The sequence below is a fragment of the Diaphorobacter sp. genome (genome assembly GCF_050251835.1).
In the GTDB taxonomy this organism is placed as follows: Bacteria; Pseudomonadota; Gammaproteobacteria; order Burkholderiales; family Burkholderiaceae_C; genus JBFXIE01.
This window is the reverse complement of record NZ_JBFWLZ010000045.1, coordinates 1-21,837: the sequence shown is the minus strand read 5'-3', so window position 1 is coordinate 21,837 and position 21,837 is coordinate 1. Positions and strand designations below refer to the sequence as shown.

Genomic DNA, 21,837 nt, shown 5'->3' with positions numbered 1-21,837 from the left:
CGGCCGATAATGAAACCACCATGACCGCCCTTTTTTCCATCGCCCGATCCGGCCTGCAGGCCGCGCAGCTGCGCATGGACAGCAGCGCCCACAACGTGGCCAACATGAACACCCCGGGCTTTCGCAGTCAGGTGGTGGATCTGCAGGCTGCGCAGCAGCCGGGCGGCGTGCAGGCGCGTGTCGCCACCCCTGCCGCCACGCCCGGCGTGGCCCTGGAGCAAGAGGCGGTGCAGCAGATCAGCGCCACCTACGCCTTCAAGGCCAACGCGCTGGTGCTGCGCCGCGCCGACGACATGGCGGGCGCCCTGCTGGACGTGCGCGCCTGAGCTTGGCGGCATGGGTCTGAGGACTGTGGGGCAAAAGTGCCTCCAGCGCTTATAGGACAAGCGCTAGCAGCTATTGATAACGTAGCAATCGCACGCTTTTGACCACCGTCATGCGCCCGTGCAGGCCGGCATCCACCGCGCGTGGCGGGCGGGGCCTTGCGGCCTGGGCGCGCGTGCGTCCTGCCGCAGCGTGCGCGCATTGGTGCAAATGCGGGCAACAAAGAACACACCTGCCGGTTTGTCGGGCCTACACTGCGCAAAAAATGCGGCGCTTACGAGGCGCCGCAGGCCACCACGGAGACAAGCCATGAACGCCCCACTGCCCGAGTCGATCCGCCGCGCGCTCGAAACCGTCACGCTCGACGACAACCCGCACAGCGGGTTGCGCCACAACTACGCAGCGAACGGCGCAGCCGGGCGCAGTGGATTTGGCGACGAGCGCGCTTGCGAAGGAGGTGCACGATGAACGCCCCGCTACCTGAGTCGGTCCGCCGCGCGCTCGAAACCGTCACGCTCGACGACAACCCGCACAGCGGGTTGCGCCACAACTACGCAGCGAACGGCGCAGCCGGGCGCAGTGGATTTGGCGACGAGCGCGCTTGCGAAGGAGGTGCACGATGAACGCCCCGCTACCTGAGTCGGTCCGCCGCGCGCTCGAAACCGTCACGCTCGACGACAAATACACCCTGGCCCATGGCCGTGCCTTCATGAGCGGCGTGCAGGCCCTGGTGCGCCTGCCCATGCTGCAGCGCCAGCGCGACGTGGCCGCGGGGCTGAACACCGCGGGCTTCATCAGCGGCTATCGCGGCAGCCCGCTGGGCACTTACGACCAGTCGCTGTGGGCGGCCAAGAAATACCTGGCGGACAACCACATCGTCTTTCAGCCCGGCGTGAACGAGGAACTGGCCGCCACGGCGGTGTGGGGCACGCAGCAGCTGGACCTGTACCCGCAAAGCAAAAAGTACGACGGCGTGTTCGGTATCTGGTATGGCAAGGGGCCGGGGGTGGACCGCTGCGCCGATGTGTTCAAGCACGCCAACATGGCCGGCACGGCCCGGCATGGCGGCGTGATCGCCGTGGCGGGGGATGACCACATCAGCAAAAGCAGCACCGCAGCGCACCAGAGCGACCACATCTTCAAGGCCTGCGGCACGCCGGTGTTCTTTCCCAGCAGCGTGCAGGACATTCTGGACATGGGACTGCATGCGTTTGCCATGAGCCGCTTTTCGGGCCTGTGGTCGGGGCTCAAGACCATTCAGGAGGTGGTGGAGTCGTCCAGCAGCGTGTCGGTGGAGCCGGACCGCGTGAAGATCGTGCTGCCCGAGGACTTCACCATGCCGCCCGGCGGCCTGCACATCCGCTGGCCCGACGCGCCCCTGGAGCAAGAGGCGCGCCTGATGGACTACAAGTGGTACGCCGCGCTGGCCTATGTGCGTGCCAACCGGCTCAACCACAACGTGGTGGCCACGCCGAATGACCGCTTCGGCATCATCGCCAGCGGCAAGGCCTACAACGACATGCGCCAGGCGCTCATTGATCTGGGCCTGGACGACGACACCTGCCGCAGCGTTGGCATACGGGTGCACAAGGTCAATGTGGTCTGGCCGCTGGAGGCCACCATCACGCGCGACTTTGCCCAGGGGCTGCAAGAAATTCTGGTAGTGGAAGAAAAACGCCAGGTCATCGAATACCAGCTGAAAGAAGAGCTGTACAACTGGCGCCCGGACGTGCGCCCCAACGTGCTGGGCAAGTTTGACGAGCAAGAGGGCGACAACACCGGCGGCGAGTGGAGCATGCCCAACCCCAGCCAGAACTGGCTGCTGCGCCCCAAGGCCGACCTGACGCCCGCCATCATCGCGCGCGCCATCGCCAGGCGCCTGCGCAAGCTGGGCGTGCCGGGCGACGTGGCGGCGCGCATGGATGCGCACATCGCCATCCTGGATGCGCGCGAACGCGGGCTGGCCGAAGAAAAGCGGGATACGGGCGAGCGCATGCCGTGGTTTTGCAGTGGCTGCCCGCACAACACCAGCACCCGCGTGCCCGATGGCTCGCGCGCCGTGGCCGGCATTGGCTGCCACTACATGACCACCTGGATGCCCGACCGCAACACCAGCACCTTCACCCAGATGGGCGGCGAAGGCGTGACCTGGGTGGGGCAGGCGCCGTTCAGCAAAGACCGGCATGTGTTCGCCAATCTGGGCGACGGCACCTACTTTCACAGCGGGCTGCTGGCCATTCGCCAGAGCATTGCCTCGGGCGCCAACATCACCTACAAAATTCTGTACAACGACGCGGTGGCCATGACCGGCGGCCAGCAGGTGGGCGAGCGCCCCGAGGGGCATTCGGTGGCGCAGATCGCCCACAGCCTGCGCGCCGAGGGCGTGGCCCGGCTGGTGGTGGTGACCGACGAGCCCGCCAAGTACCACGGCCGCACGCACAGCCTGGACGTCAACCCCGCCCGCGCCAGGCACCACGAGCTGCTCAACGACCTGCCGCCGGGTGTGGAGGTCTTTCACCGCGACGAGCTCGACCGCATCCAGCGCGAGCTGCGCGAGGTGCCAGGCTGCACCGCCCTCATCTACGACCAGACCTGTGCCACCGAAAAGCGCCGCCGCCGCAAGCGCGGCAGCATGGCCGACCCGGCCCGGCGCGTGGTGATCAACGAACTGGTGTGCGAGGGCTGCGGCGACTGCTCCGTCCAGTCCAACTGCCTGTCGGTGGAGCCGGTGGAGACGGAGTTTGGCCGCAAGCGCCGCATCAACCAGAACACCTGCAACAAGGACTACTCGTGCCTGAAGGGCTTTTGCCCGAGCTTCGTCACCATCGAGGGCGGCCAGCTCAGAAAGCCCAGGCAGGACAAGACCGACAAGAAGGGCGATCTGACCGCGATGGCGCCCATCCCCGAGCCGGTGCTGCCGGTGGCCGAAGCCGCGTGGGGCATCGTCGTGGCCGGCGTGGGCGGCACGGGGGTGATCACCATCGGGTCGCTGCTGGGCATGGCCGCGCACCTGGAGGGCAAGGGCGTCATCACGCAAGATGCGGCAGGGCTGGCGCAAAAAGGCGGCGCCACCTGGAGCCATGTGCAGATCGCCAACCGGCAGGGCGCCATCCACACCACCAAGGTGGACACGGCCAAGGCCGACCTGGTCATCGGCTGCGACCCCATCGTGACCGCCAACGCAGCCACGCTGGCCGTCATGCGGCCGGGGCGCACCTTTGTCGCGCTCAACAGCCACGGCACGCCGACTGCCGCCTTCGTGCACAACCCCAACTGGCAATTTCCGGCCGAGAGCTGCGAGGCGGCGATTGCCACCGCCGTGGGCGCCGATTTCCTGGGGGTGTTCGACGCCGAACAGGCCGCCGTGCAGTTGCTGGGCGACAGCATCTACACCAACCCGCTGATGCTGGGCTATGTCTGGCAAAAGGGCCGTGTGCCGCTGTCGCATGCTGCGCTGATGCGGGCCATGGAGCTGAACGGTGTGCAGGTGGCCAACAATCAGGCGGCCTTTGAATGGGGCCGCCGCTGCGCGCACGACCTGGCGGGCGTGCAGGCGCTGTATGCGGCCACCCGGCAGACCGCGCAGGTGATCCAGTTTGTCAAAAAACCCGCTCTGGCCGAGACCATCGCCCGGCGCGAAGATTTTCTGGTCGGCTACCAGCACGCGGCCTACGCCGCCGAATACCGCGCCTTTGTGGACAAGGTGCGCGCGGCCGAGGAGCCGCTGGGCCAGGGCACGCGCCTGACCGAGGCGGTGGCGCGCTACCTGTTCAAGCTGATGGCCTACAAGGACGAGTACGAGGTGGCGCGCCTGCACACCGACCCGGTCTTCACCGCCCGGCTGGAGGGCATGTTCGAGGGCGACTGGCGCATCGTGCACCACATGGCGCCGCCCCTGCTGGCCCGGCACAACGACCGGGGCGAGGCGCTCAAGCAAAGCTACGGCCCGTGGATGCGCAAGGCCCTGGCTGTGCTGGCGCGCATGAAGGGCCTGCGCGGCACGGCGCTGGACATCTTCGGCCGCACCGCAGAGCGCCAGACCGAGCGGGCACTGGTCCGCGAATACCGCGCGTGCATCGACGAGCTGCTGGCGGGCCTCACCCCCGAGCGCCTGCCGCTGGCCGTGGAGATTGCCCGCATCCCCGAGGACATCCGTGGTTACGGCCATGTGAAGCTGCGTCACCTGCAGGTGGCCCGCAAGAAGTGGTACGCGCTGATGGATCGCTGGCGCGACCCGGCGGGCAGCCAGCGTCGGTCGGCATGAGAGTGCCGCGGGTGGCGAGAGCGAATTTTGCTACGATAATAATAGCTGCTGGCGATTGAATATAAAGGGCTGAAGGCATTTTTAACCAAACTTTCGCTGCAAGTGCCCGGCAGCTTGCGTCCGCCCGTGTTCGACCCTTGCGCCTGCCAGGCGCTTGCCAGGAGCGTGTCAAGCCCGGCCTCTCAGGTGGATTACAGCGCCGCATACAATGCCCCGCTACCTTGGCCGGCTGGCCGGCGCGCGTGATCGCGTGGCGCGGCCCGAACGCCTGTGCCCTGCCTGTCCCCCTTACCTATTTACCTGTTTGAGTGGAGCTCCTGCCCGTGTTTATCTCTTCCGCTTTTGCCCAGACCGCACCTGCCGCCGCTGCCGATACCGGCCTGATGGGCTCGCTGACCAGCATGCTGCCGCTGGTGCTGATGTTCGTGGTGCTGTACTTCATCATGATTCGCCCCCAGATGAAGCGCCAGAAAGAGCATCGCGCCATGATCGACGCCCTGGCCAAGGGCGACGAAGTGGCCACCGTGGGCGGCCTGCTGGGCAAGGTCACCAGCCTGTCCGAAGGCTATCTGCAACTGGAGATCGCCAACGGCGTGCAAGTGCAAGTGCAGCGCAGCGCCGTGGCGCAGGTGCTGCCCAAGGGCACCGTCAAATAAGTCACAGCCCGCCACGCCGGGCCTGGCGCCCGGTTTACTGGGGCAGTGCGGTGCCGCATTCCGCAGCCCGCTGCCTCTCATGGATTGAAGAAGCGCGATCATGAACCGTTATCCGGTCTGGAAGTACGCGATCCTGGTGATCGTGTTGCTCGTGGGGGCCTTGTACACCCTGCCCAATTTCTATGGCGAGGCGCCTGCTGTACAGGTGTCATCGGCCAAGGCCACCGTCAAGGTGGATGCGGCCGTGCAGCAGCGCGTCGAAGAGGCGCTCAAGGCAGCCGACCTGGTCTCGGACTCCATCGTGTTCGATGGCAACTCGGTGCGGGCGCGCTTTGCCACGCCCGACGACCAGCTCAAGGCCAAGGATGCGATCGAAAAGACGCTGATCACCGATGCGTCCGACCCCGCCTACATCGTCGCGCTCAACCTGGTGTCGCGCTCGCCCGCCTGGCTCACCGCGATCAACGCCCGCCCCATGTACCTGGGCCTGGACTTGCGCGGCGGCGTGCACTTCATGCTGCAGGTGGACATGCAGGCGGCGCTGACCAAGAAGGCCGAGTCGTATGCCGGCGATCTGCGCACCGCGCTGCGCGAAAAGAGCATTCGCCACGGCGGCATCAGCCGCGACGGCCAGGCCGTGGACATCCGCGTGCAGGACGAAGCCACGCTGACGGCCGCGCGCAACCTGATCGCCGACCAGTTCCCGGACCTGGCCACCGCCAGCGGGCCCGACGGCAGCGGCTTCACGCTGCGCGCCACCATCAAGCCCGAGGCGCTGCGCCGCGTGCAGGAGCAGGCGCTCAAGCAGAACATGGTCACGCTGCACAACCGCATCAACGAGCTGGGCGTGGCCGAGCCGGTGATCCAGCAGCAGGGGCTGGACCGCATCGTCGTGCAGCTGCCCGGCGTGCAGGACACCGCCAAGGCCAAGGACATCCTGGGGCGCACCGCCACGCTGGAAGTGCGCATGGTGGACGAGGGCACCGAGGCCCGCGCGGCAGAGATGGGCACCGGCCCCGTGCCCTTTGGCGCCGAGCGCTACCTGGACCGCAACGGCCAGGCCGTGATCGTCAAGAAGCAGGTCGTGCTGACCGGCGAAAACCTCACCGACGCGCAGCCCGGCTTTGACGGCCAGACCCAGGAGCCCACCGTCAACCTGACGCTGGACGCCAAGGGTGCGCGCATCTTCAAGGACATCACGCGCGAAAACATCGGCAAGCGCATGGCCATCGTGCTGTTCGAAAAGGGCAAGGGCGAGGTGGTGACGGCCCCGGTGATCCGCTCCGAGATCGGCGGCGGCCGCGTGCAGATTTCCGGCCGCATGACCACGGCCGAGGCCAACGACACCGCGCTGCTGCTGCGTGCCGGCTCCCTGGCCGCACCCATGGAGATCATCGAGGAATACACCATCGGCCCCAGCCTGGGCGCCGACAACATCGACCGCGGCATCCAGTCGGTGGTTTGGGGCATGTTGGCCATCGCCGCCTTCATGTGCGTGTACTACATGCTGTTCGGCGTGTTCTCCACCATCGCTCTGGGCGTGAACGTGCTGCTGCTGATTGCCATCCTGTCCATGTTGCAGGCCACGCTGACCCTGCCCGGCATCGCCGCCATGGCGCTGGCGCTGGGCGTGGCCATCGACTCCAACGTGCTGATCAACGAGCGCATCCGCGAAGAGCTGCGCGCGGGCGTGGCGCCGCAGGCGGCGATTGCCACCGGCTACGAGCGCGCCTGGGCCACCATCCTGGACTCCAACGTCACCACGCTGATTGCCGGCGTGGCGCTGCTGGCCTTCGGCACGGGGCCGGTGCGCGGTTTTGCCGTGGTGCACTGCATCGGCATCCTGACCAGCATGTTCTCGGCGGTGTTCTTCTCGCGTGGGCTGGTCAACCTGTGGTACGGGCGCAAGAAAAAGCTCAAGAGCGTGTCGATCGGCCAGGTGTGGAAGCCCGAAGGCGATGGGCACCGCTCGGTGGCAGCCCGTGGTAACGGCAACTAAGAAAGGGAAAAATCATGGAATTTTTCCGCATCAAAAAAGACATCCCGTTCATGAAGTACGCGTTGGTGCTCAACGCGATCTCCTTCATCACTTTTGCGCTGGCTGTGTTCTTTCTGGTCACGCGCGGGCTGCACCTGTCGGTGGAGTTCACCGGTGGCACCGTCATGGAGGTGGCCTACACGCAGACGGCCGACACGGCCAAGGTGCGCGAAACGGTGGCCAGCCTGGGCTACGCCGACGTGGTGGTGCAGAACTTCGGCACCTCGCGCGACGTGATGATCCGCCTGCCGGTGCAAAAGGGCGTCACGTCGGCGCAGCAAAGCGAGCAGGTGCTCACCGCCCTGAAGGCGCAAGACCCCGAGGTCACCCTGCGGCGCACCGAGTTCGTCGGCCCGCAGGTGGGCGAAGAGCTTGTCCACGGCGGTCTGATGGCGCTGGGCATGGTGGTGCTGGGCATCGTGATCTACCTGGCCTTCCGCTTCGAGTGGAAGTTCGGCGTGGCGGCGGTGATCGCCAACCTGCACGACGTGGTCATCATCCTGGGCTTTTTTGCGTTCTTCCAGTGGGAGTTTTCGCTGTCGGTGCTGGCCGGCGTGCTGGCGGTGCTGGGCTACTCGGTGAACGAGTCGGTGGTGATTTTTGACCGTATCCGCGAGGCCTTCCGCCGCTTTCGCAAGATGGACACGCGCGAGGTGATCGACCATGCCATCACCAGCACCATGAGCCGAACCATCATCACCCACGCCTCTACCGAGGCCATGGTGCTGGCCATGTTCTTCTTTGGCGGCCCCAGCCTGCACTACTTTGCGCTGGCGCTGACCATCGGCATCTTGTTTGGCATTTACTCGTCGGTGTTTGTGGCCGCGGCCATTGCCATGTGGCTGGGGGTCAAGCGCGAAGACCTGGTCAAGGCGCCCCCGCGCAAGGACGGCGACCCGGCAGACCCCAACTCTGGCGCGGTGGTCTGAACATGGCTGGCTGCGCCTGCGCTGTCTGCGCGCCTTCCCAGGCGCTGCGCCGGGCGGGCGGCAGCAGCTAACATCACAGCGTTATGGACATTGCGCCCACCACTCCTGCCCACCGCCGGCTGGCCACGCTGGCCCGCCAGCGCTTCGTGGACGGAATGTGCGCCAGTCTGCCGGCACTGGACAAGCAGATCCATGACTTTCTCACCGACCTGATGGGCCACACCGGCACGCAGCGCGAAATGCAGCAGCGCCGCGATGCCTGGCTCGGCCACCAGGCGCACCACAAGACCTGGGTGGAGCGGCTCGGGCGCGCCTGGCGCGAAAGCCTGGTGCAGCGTCCCGTCTCAACGCCGGCAAGCCTGCGGTCATCAGAGGGCATCGGGGCATTGGAACTGGTGGGCGATGATGTGCTGGAAAACAAGATCATCGCTTCGCGCATCGCACTGACCGTCACCGAACACGTGGCTGCGCCCTTCGATGCCGCCCGCCAGCGCACCCAGCACCTGGAGGCGCGCGAGCTGATCGGCAGCGACATCCTGCGTCCCGAGACGCTGTGCCTGCACCTGGTCGAGCAATGGCTGGAAGCCGGCCTGGAGCGCGAACACCTGCAACTGGTGCTGGATCCGCTGCAGCGCGGGCTGGCGGCACTGATGCTGTCGCAGTACCAGGCGCTGGTGAAGTTCTATGACGACCAGGGTGTCGTGGTGCAGGAGGATCTGCGCGCGCGCGTGCGCCGCGCCGCGTCTGCGCCCGCCACGGGCAGCCCTGCGGCGCCGGCTACCGGCCAGGCAGGACTGGCATCGCAGGCCCTGCAGCAGTCACGCGCGCAATGGGCGCAGCAGCAAACGCAGTTCATGCACACGCGGCAGGCGCCCACGGCCTTCATGTCAGGGCCTGGAGGCATGGCCAGCCCGCTGGTGCGCGCGCGCCAGCGCGCCCAGGGCATGATGGTGCAGCTGCGGCGCCTGCTGACGCAGCCCAGCACCGGCTACGACATGGTGCAGGCGCCGCCCGCCACTGCGGCGCTGGCGCATGCGTTGTCGGCCCAGCGCGTGCAGGCCGACAGCTACTACAGCGGCATGGCCACCCTGGTGCAGGACTACAGCCCGCAATTGGTGATGCAGGTGGCCAGCGAGGTGCGCGAGCGCTCGGCCGAGTTCAAGAAAAAGGCCGGCACCGCCAGCGAGAAGGCCATCATCGAGGTGGTGGCGCTGATGTTCCAGAGCATCCTGAGCGAAGAGCGCATCCCGCCATCGGTGCGGGTGTGGTTTGCGCGGCTGCAGGTGCCCGTGCTGCGCGTGGCGCTGGCCGAGCCCGAGTTCTTCAACAACCTGAGCCACCCCGCACGCCAGCTGATCGACCGCATGGGCGCCTGCGTGCTGGGCTTTGACGCCAGCGCCATCAGCGGCAGCGCGCTGGAGGCCGAGATCCGCCGCATCGTGCAGGTGATCGAGCAATACCCCGAGACCGGGCAGCGTGTGTTCCAGCTGGTGCACGACGAGTTCGAGAAATTCCTGGCCAAGTACCTCACCGAGAAGCAGGGCACGGCACGCATCGTCAGCGTGGCCCAGCAGGTGGAGCAGCGCGAGACGCTGGCCATCCAGTACACCATTGAGCTGCGCTCCATGCTCAAGGACATGCCGGTGCGCGACGAGATCCGTGAGTTCCTGTTCAAGACCTGGGCCGAGGTGCTGGCCATGTCGGCCGTGCGCGGCGGGCCCCAGCATGCCGACACCGTGGCCTACAAGCGCGCCGCGGCTGACCTGGTGTGGGCCGCCAGCGCCAAGCCCAACCGCGCCGACCGCGCACAGGTCATACAGCAGCTGCCCGCGCTGCTGCAAAGCCTGCGCCAGGGGCTGGTGCTGATCGGCGTGACCGGCGCGCAGCAGGACGCGCAGATCAAGGTGCTGACCAGCACGCTGGCCGACGCCTTCCTGTCCAAGACGGCCGAGATCCCCAAGGCGCACATCGACGCCATGGCCCGGCGCCTGGCCAATCTGGAGGACTACATCGGTGACGAGGCGCAGGGCGACTTGCTGCTGAGCGCGGACAACATCGAGATGCTGCTGGGCATCGACGCCTCGGCCATCCACGTCATTGCCGATAACGGCGCCCCCGTGCAGGACGACATGGTGGCCTGGGCGCAGCAGCTGTTGCTGGGCACCTGGTTCACGCTGGACCACAACGGCGCCTCCATGCCGGTGCAGTACGTCTGGCACAGTCAGCGCAAGCAGTTGCACCTGTTCGCCGCCACCGACGGCAGCAGCTACCTGGTGCAGCTCAAACGCCTTGCGGCTTACCTGCAGGCAGGGCTGCTGACGGCGCAAGAGGAAGAAAGCCTGACCTTGCGCGCCACCCGCGATGCGCTGACCAAACTCGACGCCAATCCTGAGCGGCTGCTGGGTTGATTGGGCGCATTTGCTACTGAAAATGTAGCTGGTAGCGCTTGCTGGACGGGCGCTGAAGTGGTTTTTGACCCATCACCTGATGGATTCCCCGCCTTTATCGCTACACACGGCGGCTGGGTGTTGACCTGCATCCCCGCATGCGCGGGGATGACGGGTTTTTTGATCCAGCCTCACTCCAGCTCGTCGCCGTCATACCCCCGGCCAGGCACCACGCGGCGCACCACGTCGGCGGCAAAGCCGCGTGCAGCCAGAAAGCGCATCTGGCGGGCGCGCTCTTGTGGGGTGGCGGGGGGCGGTGCGCTGCCAAAGCGCTGGCGCCACACGGCGCGGGCGCGTTGCAGTTCGGTGTCGGCTAGCTGGGCAGCGGTGGCGCGCACCAGGTCGTCATCCAGGCCCTTGCGGCGCAGCTCTTGCAGCACGCGCTGGGTGCCAAAGCGCGCGGCGCGCTGGTGCACCACCGATTCAGCCACCCGCTGTGGGTTGATGAAGTCGCGCGCCTGCAGCTCGTCGAGCAGTGCGGCCAGGTTGTCGCCTTCTTGCACATGGCGCGCCAGCTTGGTCTGCAGCTCGCTGCGCGAATGCTCGCGCCGGGCCAGCAGGTGCAGCGCGCGGGCTTTCAGGGAGAGGCTTCCAAATGCCATAAGCGCTATGAAAATAAGAGCTGTTAGCGCTTTATTAGCATGGGCTGTAAGCCGTTTTGACTACAAACCCACGCAAGCCGCTGCCGCGGTTCAGACCTCGATCTCACCCGTGCCGTCGGCCTTGTCCGCCTTGTCGGCCTTCCTGCCGCGTGCGGGTTTGTCCTCGGGCGCATCGGCGGCAGCGGCCGGCTTGCCCCCGGGCAGCAGCGCAATGCCCAGGCTTTCGCGTACCTTGTTTTCGATCTCCACGGCCAGGTCGTGGTTCTCGCGCAGGAACTCACGCGCGTTGTCGCGGCCCTGGCCGATTTTTTCACCGTTGTAGGCGTACCAGGCGCCGCTTTTCTCGATGATGCGTGCGTTCACGCCCATGTCGATGATCTCGCCCTCGCGCGAGATGCCCTCGCCGAACAGGATGTCGAACTCGGCCGTCTTGAACGGGGGCGACACCTTGTTCTTCACCACCTTGACCTTGGTCTCGTTGCCGATGGCCTCGTCGCCCTTCTTGATGGTGCCGGTGCGGCGGATGTCCAGGCGCACGCTGGCATAGAACTTCAGCGCATTGCCGCCGGTGGTGGTCTCGGGGCTGCCGAACATCACGCCGATCTTCATGCGGATCTGGTTGATGAAGATGACCGTGCAGTTGGTCTTCTTGATGGTGGCGGTGAGCTTGCGCAGCGCCTGGCTCATCAGGCGGGCTTGCAGGCCAGGCAGGGCGTCGCCCATTTCGCCTTCGATTTCGGCCTTGGGCACCAGTGCGGCCACCGAGTCCACGACGATCAGATCCACCGCGCCCGAGCGCACCAGGCTATCGACGATTTCCAGCGCCTGCTCACCGGTGTCGGGCTGGCTGATGAGGATGTCGTTGAGGTTCACACCCAGTTTTTGCGCGTAGCCGGTATCCAGCGCATGCTCGGCGTCGATGAAGGCGCAGGTGCCGCCCAGCTTTTGCATCTCGGCGATCACCTGCAGCGTCAGCGTGGTCTTGCCCGAGCTTTCCGGGCCGTAGATCTCGATCACGCGCCCGCGCGGCAGGCCGCCCACGCCCAGGGCGATGTCCAGCCCCAGCGAACCGGTGGAGACCACCTGGATGTCCTCGATCTTCTCGCCCTCGCCCAGGCGCATGATGGTGCCCTTGCCAAACTGTTTTTCGATCTGGGCGAGCGCGGCCTGCAGGGCCTTGGCTTTTTCGCTGGTGGCTGCTGCTGGGGTGCCTTTGACGATGGCGTCCATGGAATGCTCCTTCGGGTCGGGTGGGTTGATATTGGTCGCCTGCCGTGGACTGTTTTCAACGACAGGCTGGATGCTTGAACAGTAGTCTAGGGGTGATTTGTGTCTTTTCCATTCCAATTTTGATCAGTTTGCCTGACGGATTCGGCTGACAATGGGCGCATGAGTGCCTCACCCCCCGACGACCGTTGGCGCCAGACTCACCTGGGCCGCCTGCTGGGCCACGCCATGCGGCGATTTGATGCGCGCGTGCTGCAATTGATGGCGCGCGATGTGCAGGTGCCCCTGGCGCTGTCGCACCTTGCCGCGCGCGATCAGGTGAGTGCGGCGCACATCCACATCACGCGCCACCTGTCGCTGTCGGGCGACCGCCTGACCGACCTGGCCGCGCGCGCGGGCATGACCAAGCAATCCATGGCCAACCTGGTCGATCAATGCGAGGCCTGGGGCCTGGTCACGCGTGAGGCCGACCCGCTGGACGCGCGCGCGCGCCGCGTGTGCTTCACGCCCACGGGGCTGGCGTGGCTGGCGGCGTTTCGCGCTGCGGTGGCGCAGGCGGAAAGCGAGTTCCGCGCTGAAGTAGGCGCCGATGTGGCCACCGTGGTCGCTTTGGGCCTGGAGGCTTATGCCGGCGGCGAGGGTGGCGCGCCCTAGAATTTGCGCGTGCCAAATGCTGCGGCGCGCCGCCATTACCAGGAGAGACAAGCCCATGCGCATTCTGATTGCCGAAGACGACCAGGTACTGGCCGATGGTTTGCTGCGCACGCTGCGCGGCTCGGGGGCAGCGGTGGACCATGTGGCCAGCGGCACCGAGGCCGATGCGGCCCTGATGACCAACAACGAGTTCGATCTGCTGATCCTTGATCTGGGCCTGCCCAAGCTGCACGGGCTGGAGGTGCTCAAGCGCCTGCGCGGGCGCGGCGCGGTCATGCCGGTGCTGATTCTGACCGCGGCCGACGGGGTTGAAGAACGCGTCAAGGGCCTGGACCTGGGGGCCGACGACTACATGGCCAAGCCCTTTGCGCTGTCTGAGCTGGAAGCGCGCGTGCGCGCACTCACGCGCCGCGGCATGGGCGCTACCAGCAGCATCATCAAGCACGGCCCGCTGGTCTATGACCAGGCCGGGCGCGTGGCCACCATCGACGGCAAGATGGTCGAGCTGTCGGCACGCGAGCTGGGCCTGCTGGAGGTGCTGTTGCAGCGCGCCGGCAGGCTGGTCAGCAAGGAGCAGCTGGTCGAGCACCTGTGCGAGTGGGGCGAAGAGGTGAGCAACAACGCCATCGAGGTGTACATCCACCGCCTGCGCAAGAAGATCGAGCGCGGCCCGATCCGCATTGCCACGGTGCGCGGCCTGGGTTACTGCCTGGAAAAAATACCTGGGTGATGCAGGTCTTCTGATACAAGGTGCCCGCGGCATGTGCCGTGCTACTTGATGCAACCTGTTTATGGAATTCAATTCGGTGCAAATCGGTCTGGATATCGCGACAAGCATGGCGATCGTGGCGTCTGCCGTCACTTTTCTGGTCAATCAAAAACGCAAAAACGATCAGGCCAAGGTGCAGCAGCTCGACACCTCGGTACGCACGGTGGTGACCGAGCAATTGCAAGGCGCCCTGCATACCTTGTCGCGCCGCTTCATCAAGGAGGTGGTGAACGCGCTCAACATGCCCAGCATTACCCTGGGCGGCGACATGGAGCGCATCGAGCGCAGGTTTGCGCATCAAGAGGGCCTCTCGAGCAAGCTGCTGGATCAGTTCAGCGAAGCCAATGATGCGCTGGCTGCGTTTGTTGACGAGGTTCATGCCTACAAGTACCAGCTGTATCCCCTGCTGGACACGCTCGGCAACGGTCAGAACGAGATTGCAGAGTTCAAGACCCAGCTCAGTGAACTCATCAGTCTGTACAACGAAATCAACATGACGGCATTGCCTCTGGCCCGTGAGTTGGAGCGGGCTCTGGCCTTCTGTGCGCGCCACCCGTCCGACAGTCTGGACGAGGCGCAGACCAAAGAGCTGCTGCGTCTGGCGAGCAGCATCATGTTCGACCGCGACTATGCCTACTGGGTCAATTCCTTCATTGCCGATGAAGACGAGGCCGTTTATTGGCAAGAGGGCGGCGAGCGGCATGAGGACGTACGGATGCGCGCGGTCAGGAACTTCATCGCCTATGCCTACGAGGAGCCGAGCCGCCTGCGTGCCCAGGTGTTCGCGCGTGTCTATCTGCGCTACCAGGACGGTCGCACCAAATGCAAGAAGTTTCTCATCATGCTGGCGGCCATCAACCACACGCTGCTGTGCCGCGAAGACACGGTCGCCGCCAGGAGGAGTCCGTCTGCCACGGCGCAACGCTACGCGGGCGAAGATGTTTTCTGGCTGGAGCGCGAGGTGCGCTGAGCTTGGCTGAGAGCGCGGGCAGGGCAAAGCTGTGAAGCTGTTCCAGCGCGAGCAGCGCTCCCTCTTCGGCGAAATCCTGGACTGGATGCTCACGCCGCTGCTGCTGCTGTGGCCGGTGAGCCTGGCGCTGACCTGGCTGGTGGCGCAGGGCCTGGCCAACAAGCCTTTTGATCGCGCGCTGGAATACAACGCCCACGCGCTGGCGCAACTGGTGACGGTGCAGGACGGCAAGGTGCAGTTCAACCTGCCACAGCCGGCCAGCGAGATATTGCGCGCCGACGAGTCCGACATCGTCTATTACCAGCTGATCTCGCCCACGGGCGAATACCTGTCGGGCGAGCGGGACTTGCCGCTGCCGCCGCCCGAGGAAAGGGTGTTCTCCGGCGAGGTGCGCCTGCGCGACGCCGAGCTGCGCGGCATCGACATCCGCGTGGCCTACATCTGGGTGCGCGTGCCGCTGCCGGACGCCCCGGCCGCGCTGGTGCAGGTGGCCGAGACCCGCGCCAAGCGCAGCGTGCTGGCCACCGAGATCATCAAGGGCGTGATGCTGCCGCAGTTCGTGATCTTGCCGCTGGCGGTGCTGCTGGTGTGGCTGGCGCTGGCGCGCGGCATCAAGCCGCTGCACCAGCTCGAAGAGCGCATCCGCGCGCGCAAGCCCGACGACCTGTCGCCGCTCGATCACAAGGCCGTGCCGATGGAGGTGGCGCCGCTGGTGGACTCGGTCAACGACCTGCTGCGCCGCCTGCAAGACTCGATTGCCACGCAAAAGCGCTTTCTGGCCGACGCGGCGCACCAGCTCAAGACCCCGCTGGCGGGCCTGCGCATGCAGGCCGACCTGGCGCAGCGCGAAGGCACCAGCACCGAGGAACTCAAGCAGTCGCTCAAGCAGATCGGGCGCTCGTCCATCCGCGCCACTCACACCGTCAACCAGCTGCTATCGCTGGCGCGCGCCGAGGCCGGCAGCGCCGTGGTGCAGCGCCAGCCGGTGGATTTGGCGCGCGTGGTGATCGAGGTGGTGGAGGGCAGCGTGCCGCGCGCCATGGACAAGCACATCGACCTGGGCTACGACGGTGCCAGCCCCGGCGACGCCGGCGTGTGGCTGGACGGCAACCCCACGCTGCTCAAGGAGCTGGTGCGCAACCTGGTGGACAACGCCATCAACTACACGCCCTCCAGCGCCCGCCAGCCGGGCATGGTCACCGCGCGGGTGCTGCCCGACCGCTTCGGGCAGGTGGTGCTGCTGCAGGTGGAGGACTCGGGCCCCGGCGTGCCGGTGGCGGAGCGCGAGCTGGTGTTCCAGCCCTTTTACCGCGCGTTGGGCACCGACGCCGACGGCTCCGGTCTGGGCCTGCCCATCGTGCGCGAGATCGCGCGCCAGCACGGCGCCGAGGTGCAGCTGGAGGACGTGCGCCCCGGCGCCCCCATGCCAGGCGCGCGCTTCAGTGTGCGCTTCAGCGCCCGCACATCGGCGCCTGCAGAATCATCAGCTGCTATGGATAAGAGAGCTACTAGCGCCTGATTAACAAGGGCTGGAAGCCAATTTGACCGATAGAAGACGCCCCGGGCCTGAAAGCCCTGCTGCCCAGCGCTGGCGCGGGCCTGTGCCAAGATCAAGCGCTGCAGACATCCCGAGAGCGTGCCATGACAGAAAAACAAACCGCACCCACCCCGGCCAGCGCGCCACCCGCAGTAGCGACGCCCCTGGTCTCGCGCATTGCCGGGCGCACGCCGCTGGTGCTGGACTCGCCGCACAGCGGCACCGTGTACCCGGCAGATTTTGGCGCGGCGCTGCCCCTGCCCGTGTTGCGCCGCGCCGAAGACACCCATGTCGAAAAGCTCTATGCCTTCGCGCCCGCGCTGGGCGTGGGTTGGGTGGAGGCGCATTTCCCGCGCATCTACCTGGACGCCAACCGCGACACCACGGAGCTGGACGCCACGCTGCTGGACTCCCCCTGGCCGCACCCCATCACCACCGACCCCGTGGTGCTGCAAAAGGTGCGCCTGGGCAAGGGGCTGATCTGGAAGTTCACCGACGACGGCCAGCCCATTTACGACCGTCCGCTTACCGTGCAGGAGGTGCGCGCGCGCATTGACAAATGCTGGCGCCCTTACCACGCGGCCGTGGCGGCCGAGATCGACGCCGCCCACGCGCGCCACGGCTACAGCATCCACGTCAACTGCCACTCCATGCCCGCAGTGGCCGCCAGCCACGCCACGCTGCACCCCGGCCTGCACCATGCCGACTTTGTGGTGGGCGACCGCGACGGCAGTACCGCCAGCCCGGCCCTGTCGGCGCTGATCTGCGACTTTCTGCGCGCTCGCGGCTACAGCGTGGACTACAACCACCCCTACAAGGGCGTGGAGCTGGTGCGCCGCTACGGCAACCCGGCGCAGCAGCGCCACAGCATCCAGGTGGAGATCAACCGCAAGCTCTACATGGACGAGCAGACGCTGGACATCGTGCCCCAGGGGTTCGAGCGTCTGTGTGCCGACCTGCACGCGCTGGTCGGGCAGTTGCTCGCGCACGACCCGCGCTGACGATCCCCGCTGCAAGTCTCATCAGCTGCTGCAGGGCCGCAGCGTTTTGCCCGCAAGCGCCGGCGCCAGCGTGGCCTGCACACGCGCGCGCTGCGACTGCGCCACCGCGGGCAGCCGCAGGGTGAAGCCGGGCGCATCGGCGCGCTCTTGCACCACGCGCGCGGTGCGCACGCCCTGGCCCACCAGAAGGGCCAGACCGCGCTGGGCGGCCTCTTCGGTGGAAAAGCGGCCCAGCGACAGCCCCGGCTCCAGCGCGGCGGCGGGCCGGTCGTATGCAATCTTGAGCGCGCGCAGCTCGGCGCGTTTCCTGGCCAGGGCGTCATCGTCGGCAAAACGGCCCATATAGACCATCCAGCGCCCCGGTATGGTGGTGGGCTCCAGCGCCCAGCTGCCGCCGGGCAGGCTGGCTGCGGCCTGGCGCAGCGATTGGGCCTGGTCGGCGTCAAACACGCCGGCCTGCAGGCACACCCGGGGCTCGCCCTGGTCTGCGGGGCGGCTGGTGTTGGCCACGCTGGCAGCGTTGGTGGGGGCGGGGGCCGCAGGCGCAGAAGCAGGTGCAGAAGCAGCTGCAGAGTCAGGTGCAGAGTCAGGTGCAGAGTCAGGTGAAGTGGCGGACGCGCTGGCGGCAGACTCTGGCGCTGCCGCCGTCGCCGCAGCTGCCGGTGTGGAAGCGGGTGCGGCAGCCAGCGCCGCCTGTGTGCCCACGTCGCCCGGCGCGCGCTGCGGCGGCAGCAGGCGCAGGTTGTTCGGGGCGATTTGCTGCTGCAGGCGCTGGGGCTCGGACTCGTCCACCGGGGCCAGGCCCCATTCACGCAGCAGCCCCTGGGTCCAGGCGTAGTAACCGGCATTGGCCAGCAGCAAAAGCACGACGGCAAGGCGCAGCATGGTTCAGTCCTTCAGAACACGGGCAGGCTGGGGGGAAGTGCGCAGGCGGTCATTGCGGGCGCACGCTGATCTCGGCGCTGGTGACGGGCTGCATGCCGCGCGCGGTGTGCACGAGCAGCGTGCCGTCGTCGGTCACGCCGTGGGCCGTGCCCTGCGTGCTGTCGCTCAGCGTGACGGCGCGCCCGGCCAGCAGGTCGCGCCGCGCAAAGCGCGCCTGGAAAGGGGCAAAGCCGTGCTCGGCAAAACCCAGCAGTGCCTGCACCAGCGGCGCGGCAATGCGTTGCAGCGCACGGGCGGCGGTGAGCGTGGCGTCCACCTCGCGCAGGCAGGCGGGCGGGGTGCGCAGCCCTTGCGTCAGCACGGGCAGCACGTTCAGGCCGATGCCGACGACGACGTAACGCGGCTCGCCAGCCGTGCCAGACGCCCCAGCCAGGCTGGCGGTTTCGACCAGAATGCCGCCCAGCTTGCGGCCATCGTCCGTCCACAAATCATTGGGCCATTTGAGCAGGATGCGCGGCTGGCCGCTGCCCGCCGGGGGCAGGACGGGCTGCAGGCTCTCGGCCACGCTCACGCCCACGGCCAGCGATAGGCCCGACCAGTCGTGCGGCGCCAGTGGCAGGCCCAGCGAGAAGGTGAGCGCAGGCACCGCGCCGGTGCCTTGGTAGGCGGCGCTGTGCCAGTCGCGCCCCAGGCGCCCGCGCCCGGCGGTCTGCTCTTCGGTCACCAGCAGTGTGGGCTCCAGCAGGCCGCCCCGCGCGCGGCGCATCAGCTCGGTGTTGGTGGAGTCGATGTGCGGCAGCACCTCCACGGTGAAGCCGGGCAGCAACGGCGCGATCGCTTGCCAGATGTCCTCGGCGGGCCAGTGCGCGGGGGTGGCGGTGCTCAAAGGGGGGCGCTCCGGCGGGTTGGGGTGGGCTTGGCGCTGCCTTTGGCGTTCTTGCTGTTTTTTGGGCTTTTGGCTTGATTGGGCTTGTCGGTCTTCTTGGCCTTCTTGGTCTCTGCGGCCGCGGCCTTGGGCGCCAGGCCCGGCGGTGCCCAGCCGCGTTTGGGCGCCAGCAGCGTGCCGCGGCAGTTGCGCGCGCCGCACCAGCAGGGGTATTCGGCCTTGAGTTTCCTGGTGTAGCGCTCTTCGATGATCAGGCCGTAGTCGTAGTTCAGCTCTTCGCCGGCCTTGATGTTGCGCAGCGCGGTGATGAAAATGCGGCCACCCTGCTCGTCGGCAAAACAGTTGGGGTCGCAGCTGTGGTTGATCCAGCGCGCAGAATTGCCGCCAAACTTGGCGTCGATCACGCGGTCTTCATCCACGTGAAAGTAGAAGGTGTGGTTGGGCTGCGCCGGGTCGTGCGGGTGGCGATCCTGTGCCTCTTGCCAGCTGATCACCTCGCCCGTGTATTCGATGATGACCTCGCCCTCGGCGATGTCCTGCAGCGCAAACACGCCCTTGCCATGCACGCCCGAGCGCCGGGTCTGGATGCGACGCCCGGCGTTGGGCGCGGCAGCGTCGGTGGAAGCAGTGCGGGGCATGGCGAAACTCTGTTAACTTGGATGTGTACCTGTGCGCGTGTGCGCGCGCAAGCAGCGGATTGTAGGAGCGCCACAGTGGCGCGGTATGGCGTAAGAGACCCACAAAATGACCAAGACACTGGTAATTGCAGAAAAACCCTCGGTGGCGCAGGACATCGTGCGCGCCCTCACGCCGGTCGCCGGCAAGTTCGAGAAGCACGAGGACCATTTCGAGAACGATCGCTACGTGGTCACCAGCGCCGTGGGCCACCTGGTGGAGATCCAGGCGCCCGAGGAATTCGACGTCAAGCGCGGCAAGTGGAGCTTTGCGCACCTGCCTGTCATCCCGCCGTATTTCGACCTGAAACCCGTGGACAAGACCAAGAGCCGCCTGAGCGCGGTGGTCAAGCAGGCCAAGCGCAAGGACGTGACAGAGCTGGTCAACGCCTGTGACGCGGGCCGCGAGGGAGAGCTGATCTTCCGCCTGATCGAGCAGTACGCCGGCGGAGCCAAGGGTGCCTTGGGCAAGCCTGTCCGGCGCCTGTGGCTGCAGAGCATGACGCCGCAGGCCATCCGCGACGGCTTTGAGAACCTGCGCAGCGACGCGCAGATGCAGGGCCTGGCCAGCGCGGCGCGCAGCCGCTCCGAGGCCGACTGGCTGGTGGGCATCAACGGCACGCGCGCCATGACGGCCTTCAACTCGCGCGACGGCGGGTTCTTCCTGACCACCGTGGGCCGCGTGCAAACGCCCACGCTGTCGCTGGTGGTGGAGCGCGAGGAAAAAATCCGCAAGTTCGTCAGCCGCGACTACTGGGAAATCCACGCGGGCTTCCATGCCGAGGCGGGCGAATACCTGGGCAAGTGGTTCGACCCGCAGTGGAAGAAGAGCGCCGACCCCGAGGCCCGCGCCGACCGCGTCTGGTCGCACCAGCAGGCCCGGGATATTGCAGACGCCGTGCGCGGCAAGGCCGCCACCGTCACCGAGGAAAGCAAGCCCACCACGCAGGCCAGCCCGCTGCTGTTTGACCTGACCAGCCTGCAGCGCGAGGCCAACGGCAAATTTGGCTTTTCCGCCAAGACCACGCTGGCGCTGGCGCAGGCCCTGTACGAGCGCCACAAGGCGCTGACCTATCCGCGAACCGACTCGCGCGCGCTGCCCGAGGACTACCTGCCCGTGGCACGCCAGACCTTCGAGATGCTGGCCGGCTCGCCCATGGGCCACCTGGCCCCGTTTGCGCGCCAGGCGCTGCAAGACAACTATGTGCGCCCCAGCAAGCGCATCTTTGACAACAGCAAGGTGAGCGACCACTTTGCCATCATCCCCACCACGCAGGCGCCCGCGGGTCTGTCCGAGGCCGAGCAAAAACTGTATGACCTGGTGGTGCGGCGCTTCATGGCGGTGTTTTTCCCCAGCGCCGAGTACCAGGTCACCACGCGCATTTCTCAGGTCGTCGGCCACTCGTTCAAGACCGAGGGCAAGGTGCTGGTCAAGCCCGGCTGGCTGGCCATTTATGGCAAAGAGGCCGCCAACGAAGTCGAAGACGGCAAGGCGGGCGACAAAGGCCAGCCGCTGGTGCCCGTCAAGCCCGGCGAGATGACGCACACCGAGTTTGCCGAGGCCAAGGGCCTTAAAACCAAGCCGCCCGCGCGCTACTCCGAAGCCACGCTGCTGGGCGCCATGGAAAGCGCCGGCAAGCAGATCGACGACGAAGAACTGCGCAGCGCCATGCAGGAAAAAGGCCTGGGCACGCCCGCCACGCGCGCGGCCATCATCGAAGGCCTGCTGACCGAAAAATACATGCTGCGCGAAGGCCGCGAGCTGATTCCCACGGCCAAGGCCTTCCAGCTGATGACGCTGCTGCGCGGCCTGGACGTGCAGGAGCTGTGCCGCGCCGACCTGACGGGCGAGTGGGAATACAAGCTGGCGCAAATGGAAAAGGGCCAGCTGAGCCGCGAAGCCTTCATGCAGCAGATTCAGGCTATGACCGAGAAACTGGTCAAGAAGGCCAAGGAATACGACCGCGACACCAT

The 21,837-nt window shown here is 66.7% G+C and carries 19 protein-coding genes; 14 read left to right on the top strand and 5 right to left on the bottom strand.

The genetic code is table 11. From position 1 onward, the window contains the following. The first annotated feature begins 20 nt into the window (after positions 1-20). The 8 genes from AB7E35_RS13180 (at position 21) to AB7E35_RS13145 (ending at position 10,619) form a co-directional block, all read left to right on the top strand. Positions 21-326, top strand: coding sequence for a flagellar basal body protein (locus AB7E35_RS13180; protein ID WP_428164294.1), 306 nt, complete (start codon positions 21-23; stop codon positions 324-326). 307 nt (positions 327-633) lie between these two features. Continuing rightward, positions 634-792, top strand: a complete 159-nt coding sequence (locus AB7E35_RS13175) for a hypothetical protein (protein WP_428164293.1) — start codon at positions 634-636, stop codon at positions 790-792. Then, positions 789-947: a hypothetical protein gene (locus tag AB7E35_RS13170; RefSeq protein WP_428167701.1), complete on the top strand. Its 159-nt coding sequence runs from the start codon at positions 789-791 to the stop codon at positions 945-947. The genes AB7E35_RS13175 and AB7E35_RS13170 overlap by 4 nt, the downstream gene beginning before the upstream one ends. After that, the gene (locus AB7E35_RS13165; RefSeq protein ID WP_428167700.1) at positions 944-4,588 is read left to right on the top strand and encodes an indolepyruvate ferredoxin oxidoreductase family protein; all 3,645 of its coding nucleotides are present in this window, start codon (positions 944-946) and stop codon (positions 4,586-4,588) included. The genes AB7E35_RS13170 and AB7E35_RS13165 overlap by 4 nt, the downstream gene beginning before the upstream one ends. A gap of 323 nt (positions 4,589-4,911) precedes the next feature. Further along, positions 4,912-5,244, top strand: coding sequence for a preprotein translocase subunit YajC (yajC, locus tag AB7E35_RS13160; protein WP_428164291.1), 333 nt, complete (start codon positions 4,912-4,914; stop codon positions 5,242-5,244). Positions 5,245-5,344: 100 nt separating this feature from the next. Continuing rightward, positions 5,345-7,243: a protein translocase subunit SecD gene (gene secD / locus AB7E35_RS13155; protein WP_428164290.1), complete on the top strand. Its 1,899-nt coding sequence runs from the start codon at positions 5,345-5,347 to the stop codon at positions 7,241-7,243. Between the two features lie 14 nt (positions 7,244-7,257). Beyond that, the gene (gene secF / locus AB7E35_RS13150) at positions 7,258-8,211 is read left to right on the top strand and encodes a protein translocase subunit SecF (RefSeq protein ID WP_428164289.1); all 954 of its coding nucleotides are present in this window, start codon (positions 7,258-7,260) and stop codon (positions 8,209-8,211) included. Between the two features lie 83 nt (positions 8,212-8,294). Continuing rightward, positions 8,295-10,619 carry a DUF1631 family protein gene (locus AB7E35_RS13145; RefSeq protein WP_428167699.1) on the top strand — a complete coding sequence of 775 codons (2,325 nt, stop codon included), beginning with the start codon at positions 8,295-8,297 and terminating at the stop codon, positions 10,617-10,619. Between the two features lie 170 nt (positions 10,620-10,789). On the opposite strand, the gene recX is transcribed toward AB7E35_RS13145, so the two are convergent. Together recX and recA are read right to left on the bottom strand one after the other, a co-directional pair. Next, the gene (gene recX, locus AB7E35_RS13140; protein WP_428167698.1) at positions 10,790-11,260 is read right to left on the bottom strand and encodes a recombination regulator RecX; all 471 of its coding nucleotides are present in this window, start codon (positions 11,258-11,260) and stop codon (positions 10,790-10,792) included. Positions 11,261-11,350: 90 nt separating this feature from the next. Continuing rightward, complete coding sequence (gene recA / locus AB7E35_RS13135) at positions 11,351-12,490, bottom strand: recombinase RecA (RefSeq protein ID WP_428164286.1); 1,140 nt, start codon at positions 12,488-12,490, stop codon at positions 11,351-11,353. 159 nt (positions 12,491-12,649) lie between these two features. On the opposite strand from recA, the gene AB7E35_RS13130 reads away from it, so the two are divergent. The 5 genes from AB7E35_RS13130 (at position 12,650) to AB7E35_RS13110 (ending at position 17,418) form a co-directional block, all read left to right on the top strand. Next, positions 12,650-13,141: a MarR family winged helix-turn-helix transcriptional regulator gene (locus AB7E35_RS13130; RefSeq protein ID WP_428164285.1), complete on the top strand. Its 492-nt coding sequence runs from the start codon at positions 12,650-12,652 to the stop codon at positions 13,139-13,141. Positions 13,142-13,196: 55 nt separating this feature from the next. Next, complete coding sequence (locus tag AB7E35_RS13125; protein WP_428164284.1) at positions 13,197-13,871, top strand: response regulator; 675 nt, start codon at positions 13,197-13,199, stop codon at positions 13,869-13,871. A gap of 61 nt (positions 13,872-13,932) precedes the next feature. After that, entirely contained in the window at positions 13,933-14,880 is a 948-nt protein-coding gene (locus tag AB7E35_RS13120) for a hypothetical protein (RefSeq protein ID WP_428164283.1), read from the top strand. 31 nt (positions 14,881-14,911) lie between these two features. Further along, the gene (locus AB7E35_RS13115) at positions 14,912-16,399 is read left to right on the top strand and encodes a sensor histidine kinase N-terminal domain-containing protein (protein WP_428167697.1); all 1,488 of its coding nucleotides are present in this window, start codon (positions 14,912-14,914) and stop codon (positions 16,397-16,399) included. 122 nt (positions 16,400-16,521) lie between these two features. Further along, the gene (locus AB7E35_RS13110; RefSeq protein ID WP_428167696.1) at positions 16,522-17,418 is read left to right on the top strand and encodes an N-formylglutamate amidohydrolase; all 897 of its coding nucleotides are present in this window, start codon (positions 16,522-16,524) and stop codon (positions 17,416-17,418) included. Between the two features lie 21 nt (positions 17,419-17,439). Here the strand turns inward: AB7E35_RS13110 and AB7E35_RS13105 are convergent, their stop codons facing one another. The 3 genes from AB7E35_RS13105 to AB7E35_RS13095 are packed head-to-tail and all read right to left on the bottom strand — an operon-like array spanning position 17,440 to position 19,827. Beyond that, complete coding sequence (locus AB7E35_RS13105) at positions 17,440-18,303, bottom strand: SPOR domain-containing protein (RefSeq protein ID WP_428167695.1); 864 nt, start codon at positions 18,301-18,303, stop codon at positions 17,440-17,442. A gap of 49 nt (positions 18,304-18,352) precedes the next feature. Continuing rightward, positions 18,353-19,189 (bottom strand): biotin--[acetyl-CoA-carboxylase] ligase, encoded by an 837-nt coding sequence (locus AB7E35_RS13100; protein WP_428167694.1) that lies wholly within the window; start codon positions 19,187-19,189, stop codon positions 18,353-18,355. Further along, positions 19,186-19,827 carry an SET domain-containing protein gene (locus AB7E35_RS13095; RefSeq protein WP_428164278.1) on the bottom strand — a complete coding sequence of 214 codons (642 nt, stop codon included), beginning with the start codon at positions 19,825-19,827 and terminating at the stop codon, positions 19,186-19,188. The genes AB7E35_RS13100 and AB7E35_RS13095 overlap by 4 nt, the downstream gene beginning before the upstream one ends. A 106-nt stretch (positions 19,828-19,933) precedes the next feature. On the opposite strand from AB7E35_RS13095, the gene AB7E35_RS13090 reads away from it, so the two are divergent. After that, the coding region (locus AB7E35_RS13090; RefSeq protein ID WP_428167693.1) for a DNA topoisomerase III at positions 19,934-21,837 on the top strand (1,904 nt) is incomplete at its 3' end.

Excerpts from the sequence above, each read along its gene's own strand:
- AB7E35_RS13180 (WP_428164294.1), top strand. The coding sequence starts at position 21 with ATGACCGCCCTTTTTTCCATCGCCCGATCCGGCCTGCAGGCCGCGCAG.
- AB7E35_RS13175 (WP_428164293.1), top strand. The coding sequence starts at position 634 with ATGAACGCCCCACTGCCCGAGTCGATCCGCCGCGCGCTCGAAACCGTC.
- AB7E35_RS13170 (WP_428167701.1), top strand. The coding sequence starts at position 789 with ATGAACGCCCCGCTACCTGAGTCGGTCCGCCGCGCGCTCGAAACCGTC.
- AB7E35_RS13165 (WP_428167700.1), top strand. The coding sequence starts at position 944 with ATGAACGCCCCGCTACCTGAGTCGGTCCGCCGCGCGCTCGAAACCGTC.
- secD (WP_428164290.1), top strand. The coding sequence starts at position 5,345 with ATGAACCGTTATCCGGTCTGGAAGTACGCGATCCTGGTGATCGTGTTG.
- secF (WP_428164289.1), top strand. The coding sequence starts at position 7,258 with ATGGAATTTTTCCGCATCAAAAAAGACATCCCGTTCATGAAGTACGCG.
- AB7E35_RS13145 (WP_428167699.1), top strand. The coding sequence starts at position 8,295 with ATGGACATTGCGCCCACCACTCCTGCCCACCGCCGGCTGGCCACGCTG.
- recX (WP_428167698.1), bottom strand. The coding sequence starts at position 11,260 with ATGGCATTTGGAAGCCTCTCCCTGAAAGCCCGCGCGCTGCACCTGCTG.
- recA (WP_428164286.1), bottom strand. The coding sequence starts at position 12,490 with ATGGACGCCATCGTCAAAGGCACCCCAGCAGCAGCCACCAGCGAAAAA.
- AB7E35_RS13130 (WP_428164285.1), top strand. The coding sequence starts at position 12,650 with ATGAGTGCCTCACCCCCCGACGACCGTTGGCGCCAGACTCACCTGGGC.
- AB7E35_RS13125 (WP_428164284.1), top strand. The coding sequence starts at position 13,197 with ATGCGCATTCTGATTGCCGAAGACGACCAGGTACTGGCCGATGGTTTG.
- AB7E35_RS13120 (WP_428164283.1), top strand. The coding sequence starts at position 13,933 with ATGGAATTCAATTCGGTGCAAATCGGTCTGGATATCGCGACAAGCATG.
- AB7E35_RS13110 (WP_428167696.1), top strand. The coding sequence starts at position 16,522 with ATGACAGAAAAACAAACCGCACCCACCCCGGCCAGCGCGCCACCCGCA.
- AB7E35_RS13105 (WP_428167695.1), bottom strand. The coding sequence starts at position 18,303 with ATGCTGCGCCTTGCCGTCGTGCTTTTGCTGCTGGCCAATGCCGGTTAC.
- AB7E35_RS13095 (WP_428164278.1), bottom strand. The coding sequence starts at position 19,827 with ATGCCCCGCACTGCTTCCACCGACGCTGCCGCGCCCAACGCCGGGCGT.